Below are 14,259 nucleotides of genomic sequence, written 5' to 3' on the forward strand. Positions count from 1 at the left end.
GTCAGTTCCAGATTGAAGAAAAGGTCCATTTTGGACAATTTTCTTCAATCTTTTTCTTTTACTCAAGTCTGAGTAGCAGATAGATAGAATAGTGTATCAGACAAGCAAAAACTCCTGAGATCAGTATAATCTCAGGAGTTTTCTTGTAATTATGGTTGTACTGGTTGGGGATTTTGTTGACCAGGGATGATATTTGATTGTTGCGTATTATTGTTGTTAGGGTTGTTACTTGCACTATTACTCGTGTTTGGAGTAGTTGAACTTGACTGAGAAGTCGAACTCTCAGATGTTGAGCTAGAACTTTCAGATGTCGAACTTTGTTGTGTAGATGATGAAGGGGTCCACGTATTGCGTGCTCCATTCTTAAAGACAAATTCTCCGCTTCTGTAAAGGCCTTCAGGCATGGTCCAATCCCCTGGATGGTCATCTGTTGAGAGGTAGGTCATCATCGAACGGTAGACCTTAGCAGCAACATAGAAGCCATCACCAACGATAGGAGTAAGTCGGTTAGAGTAACCGGTCCAGACAGCCATCGAGTATTTACGAGTATAGCCGACAAACATTTCGTCTGGAGCTACATAACCAGAGTTTTTAATGTATTTCTCGATTTCATCATCTGTATAGTTTGATGTTCCAGTCTTACCAGCTTGTGGTAGCCATGAAAGGTAGGCTCCACGTCCTGTCCCGTAGGTTAGGACAGTTTTCATCATTTCTGTCATCATATAGGCGGTTGTTTCTTTCATAGCGCGTGTTCCTGAATCAGAAAACTCTTTTGAACTACCATCACTAAAGATGATTTTGTTGATGTACATTGGCTTATGGTAAATACCGCCATTGGCAAAGGCAGCATAGGCTGCGGCCATTTTTTCACTGCTTGCCCCATACTTTTTGTTAGATTCGGTTGTGTTACTTGAAATCGCGTTGGCATAGTGCATATCTGGGTAGTCAATACCGAGTCTATTTAGGAAGGTCTTGGCTCTATCCAAACCGACTTTATTCAAGGTTTCTACAGCTGTAACGTTCCGTGATTGTTGAAGAGCATACTGCAACGTGATGTTTCCAAAGTAACTCTTATCCCAGTTGTAGACAGGTGTGTTGGTGCCAGGATAGTTATAAGGTACGTCGTGAACAACCGAAGCAGTTGAGTCATAGATATCGTACTCCAAGGCTGGCGCGTAATCTGTGATTGGTTTCATGGTTGAACCCCAGTCGCGGTTTGTTTCGACAGCTTGGTTCATACCGAAGGAAACATTGCTAGATTGATGGCGTGCGCCTAACTGGGCAATCACCTTTCCATTTGTGACATCAACGATGGTAGAAGCTACTTGCAACTCATCATCTGGATAATTAACGTATTCGTCGGTATTGTAGATATCCCAGAGACGCTGTTGAACGGCTGGATCAACATTGGTATAAACTTCCATCCCTGTTGTCAAAAGGTTGTAACCAGTTTCCTGTTCGACTTGGTCGATTACCTCTTTGAGATAATTGTCCATATACGGAGGATAGCTATTGGCAGATTTTAAACTTTGAAGTCCGTCTGTAATAGGAGTGTTAATGGCTTTTTCGTATTGTTCGGCTGTAATGTAACCTTGTCCCTTCATCTCGGAGAGAACCAGATCTCGGCGTTCTTGTGCCGCTTCTGGATGAGAGTAGGGGTCGTACTGATTTGGCGCCTGGGGCATTCCGGCTAGGAGAGCCAATTGAGGTAGACTTAAATCTTTGAGGTCTTTACCATAGTAGTTTTGGGCTGCCGTTTGCATCCCGTAATTTCCGTTGGACATATAGACCTTGTTGATGTAGTAAGTTAGGATTTCTTGTTTGGTCGCCTTTTGTTCTAGCTGAACGGCTAGCCAAGCTTCCTGAGCCTTACGTGAAAGTGTCTGGTCAGATGTTGACGTTGAGAAGTAGGTTAATTTAATCAACTGCTGTGTCAAGGTAGAACCACCTTGAAGACCGCCCCCACCACGAAGGTTTCGTAAGGAAGCGCCTAGGATACGAATCGTATCTACTCCTCGGTGACTAAAGAAACGATGATCTTCAATAGAGACAATTGCATTGACTAGCTCCGTAGGGATTTCATTAGCCTGTGCATTGACACGGCGCTCAGAACCCAGATCAGCGATCAGTTCATTTTTGCTGTCATAGATCTTACTAGACGTTGTAGCGACTAGCTTACTTTCGGATAGGGCTGGAGCCTTGCTTACATAGTAGAGAAAGAGGCCTCCACCTAGCATAATAGCTGCGATAAATACAGTTAAGAGGCAGATACTGACATACTTAACTATTCGCAGGAAAGTTTGTTTGTTCATCTTATTTTACCACCTAGTAAATGTTCTTTGATAACGTCGAGATAGGGAATCTGTGGAAAGGCACCAGGCTCGATCCTATATCCATTTTCTCGAATATATCCAAGTGGCATTGACTTTTGTCCCATATCTTGATGATAGAAACGAATCAAATCAATGGCCGGCAATAAGTAGGTTTCTTGCTGAGAAGAAAAGTGAAGGAGGACAAAGCAGATTCCTTGCTGGGCAAGAACTTGTTCCATATGCTGGATCTGGTGAAGATGGAAATTCTTCATCGGAATCGCATGTTTTTGCCTGGTTTCCTTTGCTTCAAAGTCGATGTAGTATCCATCATAAACTCCTGAATAGTCAGTAGTTGAGGCTTGTCTAAAGTAGGCTTCAACGATCTTGGCTCGACTTCTTTGGGGATAGTCGACACGTACGATTTGGATGGGAGTCGGTTTCTTGTGGATAACAGCCAACCCATGCGACAAATAGTAGTCGTTCGTAGCGTTGATCATCTTTTCAAAAGACATTCCCCGATTTGCGAAATTTTTAGTTTGTGACGGGGGTGCTTGTCTCTTCTGTGATGAAAGTTTATGTGGATAGTTGACCATAATTCTCCTTATTGGTACAATAACATCACTCTATTATATCATAAATTTACAAAGAAAGGGTTAAAAATGACAACAGCCTTGATTTTAGGCTATTCAGCCTTCGACCTTGGTCTCTTTAATGACAAGGATATTCGCGTTGATATTATCAAAACAGCCATTCACAGAGACCTAGAACGTCTAGCAGAAGAAGGGGTGACCTGGCTTGTTTTTACAGGGACTCTGGGCTTTGAGTACTGGGTGCTGGAAGTGGCACAGGATATGAAAGCAGACTATGGCTTTCAGTTGGCAACGATTTTTGCCTTTGAAACCCATGGTAGTAACTGGAATGAGGCCAATCAAATCAAACTCAGTGAGTTCAAGCAGGTTGACTTTGTCAAATATGCCTATCCACAATATGAGCACAAGGGACAATTACGCGATTATCAGAAATTTCTGCTGGAAAATACGGATGGATGCTATCTCTTTTATGACGAAGAAAACGAAACCAAGTTACAGTATTTTTACCAGATGATGAAAAATCAAGAAGGCTATGTTACAAAAAGATTAACATTTGAGGATCTGAACGAAATAGTGGAAAATTTTTCCGAAAAGTGAGGCTTTGACCTTGATTTTTGTTTGTCTTTTTTTATATAATAAGAATAGCAATCAAGAATGGAGAGAGAAATGGCAAGTATTATTTTTTCAGCAAAAGATATTTTTGAACAAGAGTTTGGACGTGAAGTTCGCGGATATAGTAAGGCAGAGGTAGACGAGTTCCTAGATGATGTGATCAAGGATTATGAGACTTACGCAGCTTTGGTCAAATCTCTTCGTCAAGAGATTGCTGATTTGAAGGAGGAATTGTCTAACAAGCCACAGGCAAGTTCTACTCAACAAAGTTCTATCGAAGTAACAAGTTCTACTCCAATGACAAATTTTGATATTTTGAAACGATTGAATCGACTTGAAAAAGAAGTATTCGGTAAGCAAATTGTAGACAATTCTGAGTTATAATCAGGTGTCTATTAGATGCAATTTTTGGATAATCGCGTGAAGAGAATCCCTTTTCATGAGGAAAGTCCATGCTAGCACAGGCTGTGATGCCTGTAGTGTTTGTGCTAGGCGAAACCATAAGCCTAGGGACGAGAGATCGTTACGGCAGTCGAAATGGCTAAGTCTTCGGATAAGTCAGAGTAGGCTTGAAAGTGCCACAGTGACGGAGTCTTTCTGGAAACGGAGAGAGTGGAACGCGGTAAACCCCTCAAGCTAGCAACCCAAATTTCGGTCGGGGCATGGAGTGCGTGGAAACGAACGCAGCACTCTGACCGCTATCAGTTTAATGCAGACAGCGGTAGACAGATGATTATCGAAGGAAGTGGTCCTAGTCACTTCTGGAACAAAACATGGCTTATAGAAAATTGCATATAGGTTGGGGCTGAGAAATCTTTCTCAACCTCATTTTTTAAAGTGTACAAAAGAAAGGTCTTACAAGACTGTAAAATGAAAAAAGAATTTAATTTAATCGCAACTGCTGCAGCGGGGCTCGAGGCTGTCGTTGGACGTGAGATGCGAGAGTTAGGCTATGATTGTCAGGTTGAAAACGGCCGTGTCCGTTTTCAAGGAGATGTGAAGGCAATTATTGAGACCAATCTTTGGCTTCGAGCAGCTGACCGCATCAAGATTGTAGTTGGAAGCTTTCCAGCTAAGACCTTTGAGGAACTGTTTCAAGGAGTTTTTGCCCTAGATTGGGAAAACTATCTCCCGCTCGGGGCGCGCTTCCCGATTTCAAAGGCTAAATGCGTTAAGTCTAAACTGCACAATGAGCCTAGTGTTCAGGCTATTTCCAAGAAGGCGGTTGTGAAGAAACTGCAAAAGCACTATGCCCGTCCAGAAGGGGTTCCCTTGATGGAAACTGGTCCTGAGTTTAGGATAGAGGTGTCCATCCTTAAAGATGTGGCGACTGTCATGATTGACACGACAGGTTCTAGCCTCTTTAAGCGTGGTTATCGTACGGAAAAGGGTGGAGCGCCTATCAAGGAAAACATGGCAGCAGCCATTCTACAACTCTCAAACTGGTATCCAGACAAGCCCTTGATTGATCCGACCTGTGGTTCAGGAACTTTCTGTATCGAGGCGGCTATGATGGCTAGAAAGATGGCTCCTGGCCTCCGCCGTTCCTTTGCTTTTGAGGAATGGAACTGGGTTAGCGATCGGTTAATCCAAGAAGTTCGCACAGAGGCGGCTAAGAAAATCGATCGTGAGATAGAATTGGATATTATGGGCTGTGATATTGATGCTCGGATGGTTGAGATTGCTAAGGCCAATGCTCAAGCAGCAGGCGTGGCAGGTGATATCACTTTTAAGCAAATGCGGGTACAGGATTTGCGTTCAGACAAGATAAATGGTGTCATCATTTCCAATCCACCATATGGTGAACGTTTGTCGGATGATGCAGGAGTTACCAAGCTCTATGCTGAAATGGGACAGGTCTTTGCACCACTGAAAACCTGGAGTAAGTTTATCCTGACGAGTGATGAAGCTTTTGAAAGCAAATACGGAAGTCCAGCGGATAAAAAGCGCAAACTTTATAACGGAACCTTAAAAGTGGATTTGTATCAATACTTTGGTCAGCGTGTGAAGCGCCAAGAGGTAAAGTAGAAAGGAAGACAGATGAGTAAAAAAAGACACAATCGCCATAAAAAAGAGCATCAAGAATCCAAATTTGATTTTGACGAGGCGAAAGATTTGACAGTTGGTCAAGTCATCCGTAAAAATGAAGAAGTTGAAGCTGGAGTATTGCCTGAGGACAATATCTTGGATAAATACATCAAACAGCACCGCGAGGAAATCGAGGCGGACAAGTTTGAAACACGTCAATTTAAAAAAGAAGAACTGCAGGAAGCTCAGGCTCAAGAAGAATTGACACAGGAAGTTCCAGAGATCACTGAAGAGTCGGCGTCAATCATGGAGGAACCCGATACAGTTTCAGAAGAAACGGTGTCAGATTCAGCGGAAACTACAAGCTCGGATGTGATTTTGCCTCCTTTGGGAGAGGAAAATCAAGACTTGGAACCGCTCGTGTTGGAAAAGCAAGAGCCGGCAGAGATTACTGATGAGAAAGAAGAGGAAGAGACAGCTCTACTTTCACGATCAGCTCAGGGAGAATCAGAAACAACTTCTAATTCTAAAAAGAAGCGCGTGTTTGTTATCGGTTCAGCCTTGGCTGCAGCCCTTATCTTGGCAGGTAGTTACTATATCATCTATCGCCAAGTAACTCGCTCTAACCAAGCTATCCAGTCTTCTCAATCATCTTCTAGTAATCAAGAAACACAAGCGGCTCTACAAGAGTTTAATACTCTCTACGATGCCTTTTATACGGATGTTAATAAAACAGCCTTGAAAAATAGTCAGTTTGACAAGTTGAAGCAACTCAAGGCTCAACTAGATAAACTCGAAGGCAGTCGAGAGTATACCCTTGCCAAGTCTAAGTATGATAGTTTAGAAACTCAAATCAAGGCTGTGCAAGAAGTGAATAATCAGTTTGAAACTCCAGCAATTACTGATGGTGTCTTGGATACCAATGCTAAGGTCAAGGCAGATGCTAAATTTACAGAAATTAAAACAGGGAATACAGAGCTAGATAAACTGTTAGATAAGGCCATTAGCCTTGGTAAGAGCCAGCAAACAAGCGCCTCTAGTTCAAGTTCAAGTAGCAGTAGTCAAGAAAGTTCAAGTACAACGACTGATAGCAGTACGAGCAGTTCGTCTGCTTCATCAAGTTCAGCGCCTGCCAGCAGACCAGAAAGTGGAGGTTTGTCTAGTGATGGTGTCAATCTTCAAAGAAGTGCTAGTCGTGTACCCTACAACCAATCAGCTGTAGAGGATAGCAACAACCCTGCTTGGAATTTTGCTGATGGTGTTTTGGAACAAATCCTAGCAACATCACGTGCTCGTGGCTATATCACTGGCAATCAATATATCCTAGAACGGGTCAATATCGTAAACGGAAATGGTTATTATAACCTCTACAAACCAGATGGAACCTATCTCTTCACCCTCAACTGTAAGACTGGATACTTTGTTGGTAATGGAGCTGGTCACGCGGATGACTTGGATTACTAGGAGTCCGTTACAAAATTCTTTCCTTTCATAGGTAAAAATGATAAAATAAAACATATTAAACAAGAGGAGTGTCACATGACAAAAGCAAACTTTGGTGTTGTTGGTATGGCCGTAATGGGTCGTAACCTTGCCCTAAATATCGAATCTCGTGGCTATACAGTTGCCATTTACAACCGTAGTAAAGAAAAAACAGAAGATGTCATTGCTTGCCATCCTGAAAAGAACTTTGTGCCAAGCTATGACGTTGAAAGCTTTGTAAACTCAATCGAAAAACCTCGTCGTATCATGCTGATGGTTCAAGCTGGACCTGGTACAGATGCAACTATCCAAGCCCTTCTTCCACACCTTGACAAGGGTGACATCTTGATTGACGGAGGAAACACTTTCTACAAAGATACCATCCGTCGTAATGAAGAATTGGCAAACTCTGGTATCAACTTTATCGGTACAGGGGTTTCTGGTGGTGAAAAAGGTGCCCTTGAAGGTCCTTCTATCATGCCTGGTGGACAAAAAGAAGCCTATGAATTGGTTGCTGATGTTCTTGAAGAAATCTCAGCCAAAGCACCTGAAGATGGCAAACCATGTGTGACTTACATCGGTCCTGATGGAGCTGGTCACTATGTGAAAATGGTCCACAACGGTATCGAGTATGGTGACATGCAATTGATCGCAGAAAGTTACGACCTCATGCAACACTTGCTAGGTCTTTCTGCAGAAGATATGGCTGAAATCTTTACTGAGTGGAACAAGGGCGAATTGGACAGCTACTTGATCGAAATCACAGCTGATATCTTGAGCCGTAAAGACGATGAAGGTCAGGATGGACCAATCGTAGACTATATCCTCGATGCTGCAGGTAACAAGGGGACTGGTAAATGGACGAGTCAATCATCACTTGACCTTGGTGTGCCATTGTCACTCATCACTGAATCCGTATTTGCCCGCTACATCTCTACATACAAAGAAGAACGTGTGCATGCTAGCAAGGTTCTTCCAAAACCAGCTGCTTTCAAGTTTGAAGGAGACAAGGCAGAGTTGATCGAAAAGATCCGTCAAGCTCTTTACTTCTCAAAAATCATTTCATACGCACAAGGATTTGCTCAATTGCGTGTGGCTTCTAAAGAAAACAACTGGAACTTGCCATTTGCGGACATCGCCTCTATCTGGCGTGATGGCTGTATCATCCGTTCACGTTTCTTGCAAAAAATTACAGATGCTTACAACCGTGATGCAGACCTTGCTAACCTTCTCTTGGATGAATACTTCTTGGATGTAACCGCTAAGTACCAACAAGCAGTACGTGATATCGTAGCTCTTGCTGTTCAAGCTGGTGTACCAGTACCAACTTTCTCAGCAGCTATTACTTACTTTGATAGCTATCGTTCAGCAGACCTTCCTGCTAACTTGATCCAAGCACAACGTGACTACTTCGGTGCTCACACTTACCAACGTAAAGACAAAGAAGGTATCTTCCACTACTCTTGGTATGACGAAAAATAAGTAGGTCTGCCATGGGGAAACGGATTTTATTACTTGAGAAAGAACGAAATCTAGCTCATTTTCTCAGTCTGGAACTCCAAAAAGAGCAATACCGTGTTGATCAGGTAGAGGAGGGGCAAAAAGCTCTCTCCATGGCTCTCCAGACGGACTATGACTTGATTTTACTGAATGCTCATCTGGGGGATATGACGGCCCAGGATTTTGCAGAGAGGCTGAGTCGGACAAAACCAGCCTCAGTGATCATGGTCTTGGACCATCGCGAAGAATTGCAAGACCAGATTGAGACAATCCAGCGCTTCGCCGTTTCTTACATCTATAAGCCAGTGATTATTGATAATCTGGTAGCTCGTATTTCAGCGATTTTCCGAGGTCGGGACTTTATCGACCAACACTGTAGTCAAATGAAGGTCCCAACGTCTTACCGCAACCTACGTATGGATGTAGAACATCATACCGTTTATCGTGGCGAGGAGATGATTGCTCTGACGCGTCGTGAGTATGACCTTTTGGCCACTCTCATGGGAAGCAAGAAAGTCTTGACTCGTGAGCAGTTGTTGGAAAGTGTTTGGAAGTACGAAAGTGCGACAGAGACCAATATCGTGGATGTTTATATCCGTTATCTACGTAGCAAGCTTGATGTAAAAGGTCAAAAAAGCTACATTAAAACCGTGCGTGGTGTTGGTTACACCATGCAAGAATAGGAAAGCAGTTGCAGTTGTGTAACTGCTTTTTTTGAGAAGTTTCTATATATTGACATACAGTCAGGTCTTTGCTACAATCAGTGATGGAGGAAAAATCTAATGAAATTTTTGAAAAAAATGTTTCAAGTTGCTCTAGCAGTCTTTTTCTTTGGTTTGCTAGCGACAAGTACCGTATTGGCGGATACCACAGGTGGACAGTTTGTTGATAAGGATAATAGAAAATATTATATAAAAGATGATCATAAAGCAATCTATTGGCATAAAATAGACGGTAAAACTTACTATTTTGGTGATAAAGGAGAAATGGTAGTTGGATGGCAATACTTAGAAATTCCTGGAACAGGTTATCGTGATAATTTATTAGATAACCAACCAATTAATGAAATTGGACTCCAACAAAAATGGTATTACTTTAGCTCAGATGGAGCTTTGCTAGAACAAACAGATAAACAAGTACTAGAGGCAAAAACGTCTGAAAATACAGGAAAAGTATACGGTGAACAATATACTCCATCTGCTGAAAAGAGAACTTATTATTTTGATAATAATTATGCTGTAAAGACAGGTTGGACTTATGAAGACGGCAATTGGTATTATTTAAATAAGCTAGGAATTTCTGGCGATGATTCTTACAATCCACTACCAATTGGTGAAGTTGCTAAGGGTTGGACTCAAGATTTCCATGTTACTTTTGGCATTGATAGAAGCAAACCTGCTCCATGGTACTACCTAGACCCAGAAACTGGTATTATGCAAACTGGTTGGCAATATCTAGGTAATAAGTGGTACTACCTCCGTTCATCAGGAGCTATGGAAACTGGCTGGTATCAAGATGGTTCAACTTGGTATTATCTAGATACTCAAAATGGAGATATGAAGACAGGCTGGGCTTATGTTGGTAACAAGTGGTACTATCTCCGTTCATCAGGAGCCATGGATACCGGTTGGGTGAAAGATGGTTCGACTTGGTACTACCTACATGCAAGTAATGGAGATATGAAGACAGGTTGGTTCCAAGTCAATGGCAAATGGTACTACGCTTATAGCTCAGGTGCTTTAGCAGTTAGTACAAGAGTGGATGGCTACTACGTCAACTATAATGGCGAATGGGTCCAATAATGAAAGAGGCGATTGTGAAGGAAACAATCGCTTTTTTTGTGAAAATATAATAAAATAGATGGGAAAGAATAAATACTTGTGTGAAAAATAAGACGGTCTTATCGTCTAGCAAAAGGAAAAAATGACAAAAAAAGTAGGTGTCGGTCAGGCACATAGTAAGATTATTTTAATAGGAGAGCACGCTGTCGTTTATGGTTATCCAGCCATTTCCCTGCCTCTTATAGAGGTGGAGGTGACTTGTAAGGTGGTCCCTGCTGAAAGTCCATGGCGTCTTTACGAGGAGGATACCTTGTCTATGGCGGTGTATGCTTCGCTTGAGCATCTAAATATCAAGGATGCTTGCATTCGTTGTCGGATTGACTCAGCTATTCCTGAAAAACGGGGGATGGGTTCGTCAGCAGCTATCAGCATAGCAGCCATTCGAGCTGTTTTTGACTATTATCAAGCCGAACTGCCTCATCATGTATTGGAAATCTTGGTCAATCGGGCTGAGATGATTGCCCATATGAATCCGAGTGGTTTGGATGCCAAGACCTGTCTCAGTAATCGACCGATTTGTTTTATCAAGAATGTCGGCTTTACAGAATTAAACATGGACTTATCAGCCTATCTGGTCATTGCAGATACAGGCGTTTACGGTCATACACGCGAAGCCATCCAAGTGGTTCAAAGCAAGGGGAAGGATGCTCTTCCGTTTTTGCATGCCTTGGGAGAATTGACCCAGCAGGCAGAAGATGCGATTAGACAAAAAGATGCTGAAAAACTGGGACAAATCTTCAGTCAGGCACATTTACATCTAAAAGAAATTGGTGTTAGTAGCCCTGAGTCTGATTCCCTCGTTGAAACGGCTCTGAGTCAGGGAGCTTTGGGTGCCAAGATGAGTGGTGGTGGGCTAGGAGGCTGTATCATAGCCTTGGCAGCTACTCTAGATCAAGCACAAGAACTAGCAAAACGATTAGAAGAGAAAGGAGCTGTTCAGACATGGATCGAAAGCCTGTAACAGTATGTTCCTACGCAAATATTGCCATTATCAAATACTGGGGAAAGAAAAAAGAAAAAGAGATGGTTCCGGCTACTAGCAGTATTTCTTTGACTTTGGAAAATATGTATACAGAGACGACCTTGTCACCTCTTCCAGCCCATGCGAAAGCTGATGCTTTTTATATCAATGGTCAGCTCCAAAATGAGGCGGAGCATGCTAAGATGAGTAAGATTATCAACCGTTACCGTCCAGAAGGTGAGGGCTTTGTCCGTATCGATACCCAAAACAACATGCCTACCGCAGCGGGCCTGTCCTCAAGTTCTAGCGGTTTGTCCGCCTTAGTTAAGGCTTGCAATGCCTATTTCAAACTTGGATTGGATAGAAGCCAGTTAGCACAGGAGGCTAAGTTTGCTTCAGGTTCTTCCTCTCGTAGTTTTTATGGACCACTGGGTGCCTGGGACAAGGATAGTGGGGAAATTTACCCTGTAGAGACAGACTTGAAACTAGCTATGATCATGTTGGTGCTAGAGGACAAGAAAAAACCAATCTCTAGCCGGGATGGGATGAAACTCTGTGTAGAAACTTCTACTACCTTTGATGACTGGGTCCGTCAGTCTGAAAAGGACTATCAGGATATGCTGGTCTATCTCAAAGAGAATGACTTTGCCAAGGTTGGGGAATTAACGGAGAAAAATGCCCTAGCCATGCACGCTACGACTAAAACAGCATCACCATCCTTTTCTTATCTAACGAATGCCTCTTATGAAGCGATGGATTTTGTTCGCCAGCTTCGTGAGCAAGGAGAAGCCTGCTACTTTACCATGGATGCTGGTCCCAATGTCAAGGTCCTCTGTCAAGAGGAAGACTTGGAGCATTTATCAGAAATCTTCGGTCAACGTTATCGCTTGATTGTGTCAAAAACAAAGGATTTGAGTCAAGATGATTGCTGTTAAAACTTGCGGAAAACTATACTGGGCGGGTGAGTATGCTATTTTAGAGCCAGGACAGTTGGCCTTGATAAAGGCCATCCCCATCTATATGAGGGCCGAGATTGCCTTTTCTGATAGCTACCATATCTATTCAGATATGTTTGATTTCGCAGTGGACTTGACGCCAAATCCTGCCTACAGTTTGATTCAAGAAACAATTGCTTTGGTGAATGACTTCCTCGCTGATCGTGGGCAAACCTTGAGACCTTTTTCTTTGGAAATTCGTGGAAAAATGGAACGGGAAGGCAAAAAGTTTGGTCTAGGCTCTAGCGGTAGTGTCGTTGTCTTGGTGATCAAGGCCCTGCTGGCTCTATATGATATTACGGTTGATCAGGAACTCTTGTTCAAGCTGGCTAGCGCGGTCTTGCTCAAGCGAGGCGACAATGGTTCCATGGGGGACCTTGCCTGTATTGTGGCAGAAGATTTGGTTCTCTACCAGTCTTTTGATCGAAAGAAGATAGCTGCTTGGTTGCAAGAAGAAAGCTTGGCGACAGTTTTGGAGCGTGACTGGGGCTTTTCTATCTCACAAGTGAAACCAACCCTAGAATGTGATTTCCTAGTGGGATGGACCAAGGAAGTGGCTGTATCGAGTCAAATGGTTCAGCAAATCAAGCAAAACATAGGCCAGAACTTTTTAACTTTCTCAAAAGCAACGGTATCTGCTTTGGTAGAAGCCCTGGAGCATGGGAATGCAGAAAAAATTATCGAGCAGCTGGAAACAGCCAGTCAGCTTTTAGAAGGTTTGAGCCCAGATATTTACACACCTTCACTGAGACAGTTGAAAGAAGCCAGTCAAGATTTGCAGGCTGTTGCCAAGAGTAGTGGCGCTGGTGGTGGTGACTGTGGCATTGCCTTGAGTTTTGATGAGCAATCAACTGAAACCTTAAAAAATCGCTGGGCCGATCTGGGGATTGAGCTCTTATACCAAGAAAGGATAGGACATGACGACAAATCGTAAGGACGAGCATATCCGCTATGCCCTTGAGCAGAAAAGTTCCTATAATAGCTTTGATGAGGTGGAGTTGATTCACTCTTCGCTACCGCTTTATGACCTAGATGAAATCGATCTTTCGACAGAATTTGCAGGTCGAAAGTGGGACTTTCCTTTTTATATCAATGCCATGACGGGTGGGAGCGAAAAAGGTAAAGAAATCAATCAAAAACTGGCTCAGGCGGCAGAAGCCTGTGGGATTTTGTTTGTGACGGGATCTTATAGCGCAGCCCTCAAAGATCCAACAGATGCCTCTTTTTCTGTCAAATCTAGCCGTCCAAATCTCCTCCTTGGAACCAATATTGGCTTGGACAAGCCTATCGAGTCAGGACTTCAGACTGTAGAAGCGATGAATCCTCTTCTCCTCCAAGTGCATGTTAATGTCATGCAGGAATTACTCATGCCCGAGGGAGAAAGAAAGTTCAGAAGCTGGCAATCGCATCTGGCAGACTACAGCAAGCAAATCCCTGTTCCTATTATTCTCAAGGAAGTGGGTTTTGGGATGGATGTGAAGACCATCGAGAGAGCCTATGAACTAGGTGTTCGAACGGTTGACCTGTCGGGCCGTGGTGGTACTAGCTTTGCCTATATCGAAAACCGTCGCAGTGGTCAGCGTGATTACCTCAATCAATGGGGTCAGTCTACTATGCAGGTCCTTCTCAATGCCCAAGACTGGAAAGACAAGGTCGAACTCTTGGTCAGTGGAGGCGTTCGAAATCCTCTTGATATAATTAAGTGCTTGGTATTTGGTGCCAAGGCTGTAGGACTGTCACGTACCGTTCTGGAATTGGTTGAAAGCTATACCGTCGAAGAAGTGATTGGTATTGTTCAAGGCTGGAAAGAAGATCTGCGTTTGATCATGTGTGCCCTTAATTGTGCAACCATAGCGGATCTGCAAAACGTAGACTATATTCTTTATGGCAAACTCAAAGAAGCAAAAGATCAGATGTAGAGAGGTCGGGACAAGAATC

At 43.1% G+C, this 14,259-nt stretch carries 13 protein-coding genes and 1 other RNA gene; 12 read left to right on the forward strand and 2 right to left on the reverse strand.

The window, feature by feature from the left end:
• Window positions 1-149 precede the first annotated feature (149 nt).
• Both pbp1a and recU read right to left on the reverse strand, forming a co-directional pair.
• Window positions 150-2,312, reverse strand: a complete 2,163-nt coding sequence (gene pbp1a / locus D8862_RS06895; RefSeq protein WP_125449574.1) for a penicillin-binding protein PBP1A — start codon at window positions 2,310-2,312, stop codon at window positions 150-152.
• Entirely contained in the window at window positions 2,309-2,905 is a 597-nt protein-coding gene (gene recU, locus D8862_RS06900) for a Holliday junction resolvase RecU (RefSeq protein ID WP_125449576.1), read from the reverse strand. Before recU ends, pbp1a begins: the two co-directional genes overlap by 4 nt.
• 66 nt (window positions 2,906-2,971) lie before the next feature.
• Here recU and D8862_RS06905 point away from each other — a divergent pair, with 66 nt between their 5' ends.
• The 12 genes from D8862_RS06905 (at window position 2,972) to fni (ending at window position 14,240) form a co-directional block, all read left to right on the forward strand.
• Window positions 2,972-3,499: an SLOG family protein gene (locus D8862_RS06905; RefSeq protein WP_000205312.1), complete on the forward strand. Its 528-nt coding sequence runs from the start codon at window positions 2,972-2,974 to the stop codon at window positions 3,497-3,499.
• A 69-nt stretch (window positions 3,500-3,568) separates the two neighbouring features.
• Window positions 3,569-3,898, forward strand: coding sequence for a cell division regulator GpsB (gene gpsB, locus D8862_RS06910; protein WP_000146526.1), 330 nt, complete (start codon window positions 3,569-3,571; stop codon window positions 3,896-3,898).
• A 20-nt stretch (window positions 3,899-3,918) separates the two neighbouring features.
• An RNA gene (gene rnpB / locus D8862_RS06915) (RNase P RNA component class B) lies at window positions 3,919-4,300 on the forward strand.
• 84 nt (window positions 4,301-4,384) lie between these two features.
• The gene (locus D8862_RS06920) at window positions 4,385-5,542 is read left to right on the forward strand and encodes a THUMP domain-containing class I SAM-dependent RNA methyltransferase (protein ID WP_125449578.1); all 1,158 of its coding nucleotides are present in this window, start codon (window positions 4,385-4,387) and stop codon (window positions 5,540-5,542) included.
• A gap of 12 nt (window positions 5,543-5,554) precedes the next feature.
• Complete coding sequence (gene mapZ / locus D8862_RS06925; protein ID WP_125449580.1) at window positions 5,555-7,006, forward strand: cell division site-positioning protein MapZ; 1,452 nt, start codon at window positions 5,555-5,557, stop codon at window positions 7,004-7,006.
• A 75-nt stretch (window positions 7,007-7,081) separates the two neighbouring features.
• The gene (gene gndA, locus D8862_RS06930) at window positions 7,082-8,506 is read left to right on the forward strand and encodes an NADP-dependent phosphogluconate dehydrogenase (protein ID WP_050252407.1); all 1,425 of its coding nucleotides are present in this window, start codon (window positions 7,082-7,084) and stop codon (window positions 8,504-8,506) included.
• An 11-nt stretch (window positions 8,507-8,517) separates the two neighbouring features.
• A complete protein-coding gene (locus D8862_RS06935) occupies window positions 8,518-9,207 on the forward strand; it encodes a response regulator transcription factor (RefSeq protein WP_125449582.1) in 690 nt (229 codons plus the stop codon).
• Between the two features lie 99 nt (window positions 9,208-9,306).
• On the forward strand, window positions 9,307-10,326 hold the full coding sequence (gene cbpC / locus D8862_RS06940) for a choline-binding protein CbpC (protein ID WP_125449584.1): 1,020 nt from the start codon (window positions 9,307-9,309) through the stop codon (window positions 10,324-10,326).
• A 121-nt stretch (window positions 10,327-10,447) separates the two neighbouring features.
• Window positions 10,448-11,326, forward strand: a complete 879-nt coding sequence (mvk, locus tag D8862_RS06945; protein ID WP_125449586.1) for a mevalonate kinase — start codon at window positions 10,448-10,450, stop codon at window positions 11,324-11,326.
• Window positions 11,308-12,261: a diphosphomevalonate decarboxylase gene (gene mvaD, locus D8862_RS06950; protein ID WP_125449588.1), complete on the forward strand. Its 954-nt coding sequence runs from the start codon at window positions 11,308-11,310 to the stop codon at window positions 12,259-12,261. The genes mvk and mvaD overlap by 19 nt, the downstream gene beginning before the upstream one ends.
• Window positions 12,248-13,255 carry a phosphomevalonate kinase gene (locus D8862_RS06955; RefSeq protein ID WP_125449590.1) on the forward strand — a complete coding sequence of 336 codons (1,008 nt, stop codon included), beginning with the start codon at window positions 12,248-12,250 and terminating at the stop codon, window positions 13,253-13,255. Before mvaD ends, D8862_RS06955 begins: the two co-directional genes overlap by 14 nt.
• On the forward strand, window positions 13,239-14,240 hold the full coding sequence (gene fni / locus D8862_RS06960; RefSeq protein ID WP_125449592.1) for a type 2 isopentenyl-diphosphate Delta-isomerase: 1,002 nt from the start codon (window positions 13,239-13,241) through the stop codon (window positions 14,238-14,240). The genes D8862_RS06955 and fni overlap by 17 nt, the downstream gene beginning before the upstream one ends.
• The last annotated feature ends 19 nt before the right edge of the window (window positions 14,241-14,259 follow it).

The sequence above is a fragment of the Streptococcus oralis genome (genome assembly GCF_003942585.1).
Taxonomy (GTDB): domain Bacteria; phylum Bacillota; class Bacilli; order Lactobacillales; family Streptococcaceae; genus Streptococcus; species Streptococcus oralis_BE.

Bases quoted from the DNA above. Each gene is read 5' to 3' on its own strand.
- mapZ (WP_125449580.1), top strand. From the start codon at position 5,555: ATGAGTAAAAAAAGACACAATCGCCATAAAAAAGAGCATCAAGAATCC.
- fni (WP_125449592.1), top strand. From the start codon at position 13,239: ATGACGACAAATCGTAAGGACGAGCATATCCGCTATGCCCTTGAGCAG.
- cbpC (WP_125449584.1), top strand. From the start codon at position 9,307: ATGAAATTTTTGAAAAAAATGTTTCAAGTTGCTCTAGCAGTCTTTTTC.
- mvaD (WP_125449588.1), top strand. From the start codon at position 11,308: ATGGATCGAAAGCCTGTAACAGTATGTTCCTACGCAAATATTGCCATT.
- recU (WP_125449576.1), bottom strand. From the start codon at position 2,905: ATGGTCAACTATCCACATAAACTTTCATCACAGAAGAGACAAGCACCC.
- gpsB (WP_000146526.1), top strand. From the start codon at position 3,569: ATGGCAAGTATTATTTTTTCAGCAAAAGATATTTTTGAACAAGAGTTT.
- D8862_RS06955 (WP_125449590.1), top strand. From the start codon at position 12,248: ATGATTGCTGTTAAAACTTGCGGAAAACTATACTGGGCGGGTGAGTAT.
- D8862_RS06935 (WP_125449582.1), top strand. From the start codon at position 8,518: ATGGGGAAACGGATTTTATTACTTGAGAAAGAACGAAATCTAGCTCAT.
- D8862_RS06905 (WP_000205312.1), top strand. From the start codon at position 2,972: ATGACAACAGCCTTGATTTTAGGCTATTCAGCCTTCGACCTTGGTCTC.
- pbp1a (WP_125449574.1), bottom strand. From the start codon at position 2,312: ATGAACAAACAAACTTTCCTGCGAATAGTTAAGTATGTCAGTATCTGC.
- D8862_RS06920 (WP_125449578.1), top strand. From the start codon at position 4,385: ATGAAAAAAGAATTTAATTTAATCGCAACTGCTGCAGCGGGGCTCGAG.
- gndA (WP_050252407.1), top strand. From the start codon at position 7,082: ATGACAAAAGCAAACTTTGGTGTTGTTGGTATGGCCGTAATGGGTCGT.
- mvk (WP_125449586.1), top strand. From the start codon at position 10,448: ATGACAAAAAAAGTAGGTGTCGGTCAGGCACATAGTAAGATTATTTTA.